Here is an 8,634-nt window from a genome sequence, read left to right as displayed (position 1 = left end):
CCACTCCAGGTCGGCGTCGGTGATCGGCCGCAGCACCCGGGCCGGGGTCCCGGCGACGACGGTCATCGGCGGCACATCGGCGGTCACCACACTGCCCGCGCCGACGACCGAGCCCCGCCCGACGGTCACACCGGGCAGGACCACCGCGCCGGCGCCGATCCACACGTCGTCCTCGATGCGCACCGGCGCCGAGAACTGGCTGCCGTCCCGGCGCAGTCCGGGGTGGACGGGATGGCCGGTGGTGCTGACGGTGACATGGGGTGCGAACATCACACGGTCGCCGACGAAGACCTCGACGTCGTCGACCAGGGTGAGACCGAAGTTGACGTACACGTCGTCGCCGAGGTGCACGTGACGGCCGTAGGCGACGTACAACGGCGGCTCGATCCACACGCCCCGGCCCACCGAGCCGAGCAGTTCGCCCAGCAGGGCGCGGCGGGCCTCCTCGTCACGCGGTCCGGTGCCGTTGTACTCGGCGGCGAGCTCCTTGCCGCGCAGCCGCTGCTCCTCGAGCAGCCCGAGGCCGGGCGCCGAGTCGGTGTACAGCTCGTGGGCCGCCATGCGGCGGCGTACTTCGCGCTCGGCGCCGTCGTCGTGTGCCACTGGTTCTCCATGGGGGGCGTGGGAGCGGTCCGGCCGCACCACCGGGCGGTGGTGCGGCCGGACGTGGGCGGGAGTGGTCAGTCCGTGACGTCCGTGACCGTCCAGCGCTGGTTGGAACCGGAGTTGGGCTGCCAGGTCGTGACCGCGGCGCCCTCGTGCGTGGCCTGTCCGCCGACCTCCAGGAGGCGTCCGGTGGCCGCGTTGACCAGGGTCCAGGTGCCGTCGCCCGTGGTCGACACGATCCACTCGGCGGCCGGGTCGCGCTTCCCGGTGGCGGGCTCGGCCACCGGCACGTCGTCCCGTACGGTCAGCCGCCCGCCGTTCACCGGGCTGGTGAACTCGTAGCGCTCCCGCACGCCGTCGTCGGGGCGCACCGCGCTCACCCGCCACTGCTGGGAGACCGAGTCGTCACCGGTGCCGATGACGAGGTTCGTGCCGTCGTCCGCGACGGTGACCGCCTTGCCGCTCTGCACACCGGTCAGGGTGTAGGTGTGGCCCTTGCGCAGCAGCGGGGCGTCCTCCGCGACGCCGGAGACGCCCTTGACCTCGAAGGACGTCACCGACTGGGCGGGCACGGCGAAGGTGGCCGCGCGGTCGGTGACCTTGACGGCCCGGTGCCGCTCCAGCTTGCCGTCGGCGCTGGTCACGACGGGCGTGACGGTCGCGTTCCGGCTGACGTGACGGAACTTGGACAGGTCGACGGTGACGTTGCGCGCCTCGGTGGTGCTGTTGACGTGGACGAGCGAGGCGCCCTTGCCGTTCCTCGTCACCGCCGCCGCGCTGGAGGTGTCGTCCACCTTGATCAGCCGGTCGCCCGGCTTGATGAAGTGGGTGAAGTTGCGGGCGGTGTCGAACTTGGTGTTCGTGTATATGGGGCAGGTCTCGAGGGTGTCCTCGGCGGTGCAGCCGAAGGGGAGCTGGATCTCGCCCCAGTTGCCGCCCTTGGCGGACTCGCCGCCGGGCTTCATGTTGTCGTAGTCCTCGACGGGCTGCCAGAACACCCAGGCGCGCGGCTCCAGTTCACGCAGGTCGTCGACGATGCGCTGGGCGAGGCCGAGACCGGGGCGCATGTCCGTGAAGCTCTGCCCGTCGCCCCAGTCGCCCTCGACCTCGCTCATCCACAGCCGCTTGTCCTCGGCCTTGGCGATGTCGCGCACGGTGGTGCGCTGACCGGTGCCGTAGGTGTGGACGTTCATCTGGCCGACGAGGTCGCGTGTCTCGGGCGAGTAGGTGTTCCAGTTCTGTGCGAAGACGGACGGGTTGGTCTCGTCCATCGCGGAGATCTCCGCCCTGGTCTTCGCCTTCTTCAGCGCCGGGGCGAGCGCGTGGAGCACCTTCTCCTGGAGCTCGGGACCGATGTGGGCGCCTTCCTGGCGGCCGCCGACGGGTTCGCCGTCCGCGCCGAGCCGGGTGCTCCAGTAGTTGGTGTTCGGCTCGTTGAAGGGATCGACGGTGTCGACCTTGATGCCGTGCGCCTTCTCCAGCCGCTTGGTGGCGCCCGCCAGGTAGGCGGCGAAGTCGTCGACCGACTCGGTCTTCAGCTGGTCGGCGGTCGCGTCGAACCCGCCGGACACATAGCCGCTGACCGTCATGAACCAGGGCGGGGAGTTGCTGAAGGTCTCCCAGTGGGTGATGTCCTTCTTGATGCGGTCCACCCACCAGCGCTGGGTGGCGTCGGCGTCGTCGTTCCAGTCGGCGGGATCCTCGGCGTCCCACCAGTCGGTGTCCTCGCGGGTGGTGCCCGCGGGCGCCTTCCACCAGCCCTCGACCGCGCCGCCGGCGCGCAGGTAGTCCTTCACGTCGGGGGCGTTGCCGCCGCCGACGTTGTACCGGGCGATGTTCAGGGCGAGACCGTCGTCGCCGAACAGGAGTTGTGCGAGCTTCTCGCGGATCCGGGGCGGGTAGTCGCCGGTGGCGTTGGCGAACCAGACGAGGCTGGTGCCCCAGCCCTCGAACTCCTCCTGCTGGTAGGAGGGGTCGGGCCGGACGGTGACGGAGGGGAGGTCCGCTGCCCGGGCGGCGGCGGACGTCGGCCCGGGGATCAGGGCGGCCCCGGTGGCCAGGGCTGCGGTGAGCCCGGCGGCCGTGAGGAGCCGTCTGTTGCGGGTGCGGCGTGCCATCGGTGTGCTCCCAACAGTGAGGTGTGGTCGCGCTTCGGTGGGACCCTCCCGCCGCGGTCGCCGCCGGCGGGAGGGGACGGCCCCCGGAACGGGTGCGTGCCGTTCCGGGGAGTGAGGGGGACGGGTCAGGCGGGCGGCTGCCGCAGTACGGCGACCGCGCGGGGCCCGAGCGTGAGGACGCCGTCGACGCCGGTGGTGCCGACGAGCACCTCCCCGTCGAGGCCGCGCACCACGACGGTGTCGTCGGTCCGGTTCACCAGGAACAGGAACCGTCCCTCGGCGCTCCGGCGTACGACCGGCTCGATCAGCCCCCTCGCCTCAGCGGGGAGTTCGCTCTCCACCCCGGCCCGCTCCAGCAGCCGGGGCAGCAGCGAGGTGAGACCCCCGACACCGAGCCGGGTGGAGACGTACGTGGCGGAACCCCCGCCCGCCGGCCGCCGGGTGACGGCGGGCCTGCCCGACTGCTCGCCGGTGCGGTAGCGGGCCAGGACCTCGGTCCCGTCGCCGGTCACGGTGATCCGGTCGGTCCACAGGGTGCCGCTCGTGCCGTCGTCGAGCTCCACGCGGTCACCGGCGAGCAGCGGGCCGAACTCCTCGATGCGGATGCCGAGCAGGTCCCGCAGGGCGCCGGGGTAGCCGCCGAGCCAGACGTGGTCGTGCTCGTCGACGACACCGGAGAAGTACGTGGTGACCAGATGGCCGCCCTGTTCGGCGTACCGGGTGAGGGTCTTCGCCAGGTCGGCCGGGACCACGTGCAGCACGGGGGCGATCAGTACCCGGTGGCGGTGCAGATCGGCCCGGGTGGTGACGAGGTCGGCGCGGACGCCGAGGGCGAGGAGCGCCGAGTACCAGTCGAGCGCCTCCCGCCGGTAGTCGAGCAGGGAGGTGGGGTGGGAGTCCTGCTCGCTCGCCCACCACGACTCCCAGTCGTAGAGGATGCCGACCCGGGCGGGCTCCCGCTCGGACCCGGCGAGCGGGGCGAGGTCCTTGAGGGTGGCGCCGAGCGCGGTCACCGCGCGGAACAGCTCGCTGTCCGCACCGGCGTGCGGGACCATCGCCGAGTGGTACTTCTCGGCGCCCGCCGCCGACTGCCGCCACTGGAAGAAGCAGACCGCGTCGGCGCCGTGGGCGACGTGCAGCAGCGAGTCGCGGGCCAGGTCGCCGGGGCGCTTGGCCACGTTGACGGGCTGCCAGTTGACGGCGCTGGTGGAGTGCTCCATCAGGAACCAGGGCCGTCCGCCGGAGATGCCGCTGGTGAGGTTGGCGGAGAAGGACAGCTCGTCGCGGTCCTGCGGGCCGGGGTGGACGTAGTGGTCGTTGGAGACGAAGTCGATCTCGTCGGCCCAGTCGGGGTAGTTCATCCCCTTGGTGCCGCCCATCACCATGAAGTTGGTGGTGACGGGGACGTCCGGGGTGAGCTCCCGCAGGATCTCCCGCTCGGCGCGCAGGTGGTCCTTCAGGGCGTCCGAGGAGAACCGCTTGAAGTCGAGCTGCTGCGTGGGGTTGGGGTGGGAGGCGGCCAGCCGCGGCGGCAGGATCTGCTCCCAGTCGGTGTACCGCTGCGACCAGAAGGCCGTTCCCCAGGCGGTGTTGAGCGCGTCCAGCGTGGTGTAGCGGGCGCGCAGCCAGTCGCGGAAGGCGCGGGCCGCGTCGTCGGAGTAGTCGTAGACGTTGTGGCAGCCCAGCTCGTTGTTGACGTGCCAGGCGACGAGCGCCGGATGACCGGCGTACCGGGTCGCCAGCTCCCGGACCAGGCGCAGGGCGTACCGGCGGAAGACGGGCGAGGTGGGGCGCCAGTGCTGGCGCGCCCCCGGCCACAGCGTCTCGCCGGTGGCCGTGACCGGGAGGATCTCCGGGTGGGCGGTGGTGAGCCAGGGCGGCGGGGAGGCGGTGGCGGTGGCGAGGTCGACGCCGACGCCGCCCTGGTGCAGCAGGTCCATCACCTCGTCGAGCCAGGCGAAGTCCCAGGTGTCCTCGGCCGGTTGCAGCCGGGCCCAGGAGAAGATCCCCACGGACACGAGGTTCACGCCGGCCTCGCGCATCAGCCGGACGTCCTCCTCCCACACGGTGCGGGGCCACTGCTCGGGGTTGTAGTCGGCGCCGTAGACGAGACGGGGGGCGGGATCACCGTCCGTCCCGCCGGTGCGGGACAGGAGGGTGGAGATCATGGCGGTCCTTCCGAGGTGTGGTGCACGGGGGCGGCGCGGAGTCCGCCCGCGCCGCCCTGCGTCTGGTGCCGTCCTACTTCTCGACGGTGAAGCCCTGCTCCTCGGCGTACTTCACCGAGGCGTCCTGCCAGGCCTTCAGACCGTCCGCGAGCGTGGTGTCCGAGACGTAGGCCTTGCCGACCGTGTCGTTGAAGATCGAGTGGGCGTACTGCTGGAACGGCAGGTACGACCAGTCGCTGGCGACGTTCGCGGCGGACTCGGCGAAGATCTTGTTCGCCTCCTGGCCGCCGAGGTAGTCGAACTTGGTGCTCTGGAAGTCGGCGGACTGCAGTTCCGCCTTGGTGGCCGGGAAGGCGCCCTGTTCGACGCGGGTCCGGACGCCGTCACCGGAGTTCGCGTACTCCACGAAGGCGTAGGCGAGTTCCTTGTTCTTGCCGAGCGAGGGCAGGGTCAGCGAGCTGCCGCCGTTCTCCGCGCTGGCCTTGTCGCCCTTCGTCCAGGCCGGCATCGGGGCCGCGCGCCAGTCGCCGGCCGCGTTCGGCACGCCGCTGACGAAGTTGGCGGGCATCCAGGCACCGGTGGTCAGGGTGGCGATGGTGCCGTCGCCCAGGCCCTTGTACCACTCGTCGGTCCAGCCGTTGACCGGGGCGAGGAGCTTCTCGTCGATGAGCTTCTGCCAGGTGTCCGTGTACTTCTTGGCCTTCGCGTCGCTGAAGTCGATCTTCACGTCGGTGCCGTCGACCTTGAACGGACGCGAACCGGTCTGCCACAGCAGGCTGGTGGTGAAGCCGGCGTCGCCGGCGTCGTTGGCGATGTAGACCTTGGGGTCGGCCTCGTGCAGCTTGCGCGCGGCGTCGACGTACTCGTCCCAGGTGGTCGGGACGTCGATCTTGTGCTTGTCGAAGACCTTCTTGTTGTAGAACATCGCCATCGGGCCGGAGTCCATCGGCAGGCCGTAGACCGCCTTGTCCTCGCTCACGGCGTTCCACGGACCGGGCGTGTACTCGGAGGCCAGCTTGCCGGCGCCGAAGGGGGCCAGGTCGGTGAGGCCCTTGCCGAGGGCGTACTGGTTCACCGCGAAGTACTCGACCTGCGCGACGTCCGGGACGCCCTTCTCGGCCGATATCGCGTTCGACAGCGCGGTGTAGTGCTTGTCGCCCGACCGCTCGCTGACGAGGTCGATCTTGACCTTCGGGTACTTCTTCTCGAAGTCGGCGGCGACCGTCTTCAGCGTGGGCTCCCAGGACCACACCGTCACCGTGCCGCCCTTCTTCAGGGCCGCCTGGACGTCCGAGGCGGAGACCGCCTCGCCGGTGGAGTCGTCGTCGGAGCCGCCGCAGGCGGTGGCGCCCAGGGCGACGGCGGACACGAGGGCGATGCCGCGCAGCAGGCGGCCGGTGTTTCTGCGCATGAGGGTGCTTCCACTTCTTCGTGGGCGGGACGGGGTGAGGGTGGTGGTACGGGGTGCGGGGCCGAGGGGGTGGCCGGGGAGCCGCGCGGTCACTCCTTGACGCTGCCCGCGGCGAGACCCGACTGCCAGTACTTCTGGAGCAGCAGGAACGCGACGACGAGCGGCAGGATGGTGAGCAGCGAACCGGTGATCACCAGGTTGAAGATGACCTCGCCGCCGACGGTCTCGGCCTGGGAGTTCCACGCGCTCAGACCGAGCGTCAGCGGGTACCAGTCCGGGTCCTTGAGCATGATCAGCGGCAGGAAGTAGTTGTTCCAGGTGGCGACCGTGGTGAACAGCAGCACGGTCACGATGCCGGGGGCGAGCAGCGGGAGGGCGACGGTGAAGAAGGTGCGCGCCTCGCCGGCCCCGTCGATGCGGGCGGCCTCGAGGAGTTCGGTGGGGATGGCCTCGGTGGCGAACACCCACATCAGGTACAGGCCGAACGGTGAGACCAGCGAGGGGATGATCACCGCCCACGGGGTGTCGGTCAGGCCCATCTTGCTGAACATCAGGAAGGTGGGCACCGCGAGGGCCGTGCCGGGCACCGCCACCGCGCCGATGACCGTGGCGAAGACGCCGCGCCTGCCGGGGAAGTCGAACTTCGCCAGCGCGTAGCCGCCGAGGACCGCGAGGAGGGTGGCCCCGCCGGCGCCCAGCACCACGTACAGCAGGGTGTTCAGCAGCCAGCGCGTGAATATGCCGTCGTGGTAGGTGAACGTGTCGCGGATGTTGTCCCACAGCGCGAAGTCGTCGGCGAACCACATCCCGGACGAGTCGGCCAGACCCGCCTGCGTCTTGGTGGCGTTGACGGCCAGCCAGACCAGCGGCACGACGGTGTAGAGGACGACCAGGGAGGTCAGCACGGTCAGCAGCACGCTGCGCCTGGGCCTGTCGGCGGAGTGTCTGCGCGTCCCGCGCAGCCGTGGCGCGCCGCGGCCGGAGTTGGGGGCCTTGGCGGGTGCGGCCGGGGCGGCGGTGGTGAGAGGGCTGCTCATCGGGTCACGCTCCCTTGCGCATGCCGCGCAGCTGCACGACGTAGGCGATCACCATCGTGATCAGGCCCATGATGATGGCCACCGTCGCGGAGTAGTTGTGCTGCTGGCCGTTGAAGGACAGCGAGTACGTGTAGAAGTTCGGCGTGTAGTCGGTGGTGAGGGCGTTGCGGGCGAGCGGACGCAGGATGTTCGGCTCGTTGAACAGCTGGAAGCTGCCGATGATGGAGAAGATCGTCGCGATGACCAGGGCGCCCCGGATCGCGGGCAGCTTGATCGCGGTGATCACGCGGATCTGTCCGGCGCCGTCGATCTCCGCCGCCTCGTACAGCGAGTGCGGGATGACGCGCAGCGCCGAGTAGAAGATCAGCATGTTGTAGCCGACGAACTCCCAGGTGACGATGTTGCCGATGGAGGCCAGCACCAGGTCGGGGGAGAGCGGGTCGGGCAGCGAGACGCCGAACGCCCCGTTGATGTCGCCGACCAGGCCGTACTTCGTGCCGTACATGAAGCCCCACATGAGGGTGGCGACCACGGCGGGCACCGCGTACGGCAGGAAGATCGTGATGCGGAAGAAGCCCTTGCCGTAGAGCCGGCCGCTGTCCAGGGCCAGCGCCACCAGCAGCGCGATGCCGAGCATGATCGGCACCTGGACGCACAGGAAGAGCGAGACCCGGCCGAGGGCCGCCCAGAACCGGTCGTCCTGGAGCGCCTGTTCGTAGTTGTCGAGGCCGACGAAGGTGGTCCCGCCGATGAGCTGGTCGCGGAAGAGGCTCAGGTAGACCGAGTACGCGATCGGTGCCAGGAAGACCAGGGCGAACACGGCCACGAAGGGACCGATGAAGCCCCACCCCGTCCAGGAACGGCGGTCCCGTCTCGCCGGGGGAGGCGCCGGCCTCGGCTCGGCGTCCACCGGCGGTTGCAGCGTCGTCATGTCGTTCCTCGCTCGTCACCGTTGCGGACCGGCGGCCGCCCGGCGCGTGAGCCGGACGGCATGCCCCCTGTACATGATGTTTGCGTAAACATCGACCACCGCGCAGTGCCGTCGAGCTGTTATGTTTACGTAAACATCGGATGGCGGAATGTTTACACTGCCCTCCTGAGGACGGTCAAGGGTTTCCTTGGGGAACCGTGACGCAGGCAGCGACGGGAAGGCGGCTGACGGCGAGTGGACACGGCCGAGAGAACGCCGGCGGACGTACCCGGCCCCGCCACCGGGACCGCCGTGGACGCCGCGGCCGCCGGCGCGCGGCGCACCCGGGGCGGCGCCCGGACCACGGCCTCCATGGCCGACGTGG

6 protein-coding genes are annotated in these 8,634 nt (G+C 70.5%); all 6 read right to left on the bottom strand.

Annotated features, from left to right (window positions below):
• A partial coding sequence (locus B7767_RS02700; RefSeq protein ID WP_085570681.1) for a sugar O-acetyltransferase occupies window positions 1–561 on the bottom strand: 561 nt, incomplete at its 3' end.
• A 119-nt stretch (window positions 562–680) separates the two neighbouring features.
• Window positions 681–2,723 (bottom strand): RICIN domain-containing protein, encoded by a 2,043-nt coding sequence (locus tag B7767_RS02695; protein ID WP_085570680.1) that lies wholly within the window; start codon window positions 2,721–2,723, stop codon window positions 681–683.
• Window positions 2,724–2,848: 125 nt separating this feature from the next.
• Window positions 2,849–4,891 (bottom strand): beta-galactosidase, encoded by a 2,043-nt coding sequence (locus B7767_RS02690; RefSeq protein ID WP_085570679.1) that lies wholly within the window; start codon window positions 4,889–4,891, stop codon window positions 2,849–2,851.
• Window positions 4,892–4,964: 73 nt separating this feature from the next.
• Window positions 4,965–6,302 carry an ABC transporter substrate-binding protein gene (locus tag B7767_RS02685; protein WP_085570678.1) on the bottom strand — a complete coding sequence of 446 codons (1,338 nt, stop codon included), beginning with the start codon at window positions 6,300–6,302 and terminating at the stop codon, window positions 4,965–4,967.
• An 89-nt stretch (window positions 6,303–6,391) separates the two neighbouring features.
• Window positions 6,392–7,339 carry a carbohydrate ABC transporter permease gene (locus B7767_RS02680; protein WP_085570677.1) on the bottom strand — a complete coding sequence of 316 codons (948 nt, stop codon included), beginning with the start codon at window positions 7,337–7,339 and terminating at the stop codon, window positions 6,392–6,394.
• A 4-nt stretch (window positions 7,340–7,343) separates the two neighbouring features.
• Entirely contained in the window at window positions 7,344–8,270 is a 927-nt protein-coding gene (locus tag B7767_RS02675; protein ID WP_085570676.1) for a carbohydrate ABC transporter permease, read from the bottom strand.
• Between the last annotated feature and the right edge of the window lie 364 nt (window positions 8,271–8,634).

The organism is Streptomyces sp. 13-12-16 (genome assembly GCF_002114215.1).
Lineage (GTDB): Bacteria > Actinomycetota > Actinomycetes > Streptomycetales > Streptomycetaceae > Streptomyces.
Note: the sequence above shows the minus strand (reverse complement) of the source record. Positions and strands in the feature narration are given on the sequence as shown.